The organism is Streptomyces huiliensis (assembly GCF_020037025.1).
GTDB lineage: Bacteria > Actinomycetota > Actinomycetes > Streptomycetales > Streptomycetaceae > Streptomyces > Streptomyces huiliensis.
In genome coordinates, this window is sequence record NZ_JAIQLH010000196.1 from 1 (window position 1) to 854 (window position 854).

General features: G+C 69.8%; 2 protein-coding genes. Both read left to right on the forward strand.

The features are described 5' to 3' along the window. Positions 1-567: carboxyl transferase domain-containing protein (locus JNW98_RS27145; RefSeq protein ID WP_308015671.1), on the forward strand; the 567-nt coding region annotated here is incomplete at its 5' end. 18 nt (positions 568-585) lie between these two features. Next, on the forward strand, positions 586-780 hold the full coding sequence (locus tag JNW98_RS27150; RefSeq protein ID WP_185941247.1) for an acyl-CoA carboxylase subunit epsilon: 195 nt from the start codon (positions 586-588) through the stop codon (positions 778-780). Positions 781-854: the final 74 nt, after the last annotated feature.

An 854-nucleotide genomic window follows, 5' to 3' on the forward strand; every position in this document is an offset into this window, starting at 1 on the left:
CAGTCACTGGCCGGCGTCCTGGACATCGAGGCCAGCGAGAAGGCGGCCCGGTTCATCCAGATGTGCGATGCCTTCAACATCCCCATCGTCACCCTCCTGGACGTCCCCGGCTTCCTGCCCGGCGTCGACCAGGAGCACGGCGGCATCATCCGGCACGGCGCCAAGCTGCTCTACGCCTACTGCAACGCCACCGTGCCGCGCATCTCGGTGATCCTCCGCAAGGCCTACGGCGGCGCCTACATCGTCATGGACTCCCAGTCCATCGGCGCCGACCTCACCTACGCCTGGCCCACCAACGAGATTGCCGTCATGGGCGCCGAGGGCGCGGCCAACGTCATCTTCCGCAAGCAGATCGCGGACGCCGACGACCCCGACGCCATGCGGGCCCGCATGGTCAAGGAGTACAAGGCCGAACTCATGCATCCGTACTACGCGGCCGAGCGCGGGCTCGTCGACGACGTCATCGATCCGGTGGAGACCCGCCAGGTCCTGATCCGCTCGCTGGCCATGCTCGCGACGAAGCACGCCGACCTGCCGTCCCGCAAGCACGGCAACCCGCCTCAGTAACCGAAGGACTCAGCAGACATGACTGACACGCTTGTTCGCGTCGAGAAGGGGACGGCCGGGCCGGAGGAACTGGCCGCCGTCACCGCCGTCCTGCTCGCCCGCGCCTCCGCCGGCTCGTCGGCTTCCGTTCCCCGCCCGCGGCGGTCCGCGGCGTCCTGGCGCCGCCTGGAGCGCTCCGGCGGTTTCACGGCGGCGCACAGCTGGCAGGGCTGACGCCCTGGCCCATGGAAAGGGCCCCGCACTCGTGAGAGTGCGGGGCCCTTCTCGGCTGCGCCCCAGACCCCCTT

What these genes read in the sequence shown, in the direction of transcription:
- JNW98_RS27150 (WP_185941247.1), top strand. Translation starts at nt 586, where the DNA reads ATGACTGACACGCTTGTTCGCGTCGAGAAGGGGACGGCCGGGCCGGAG.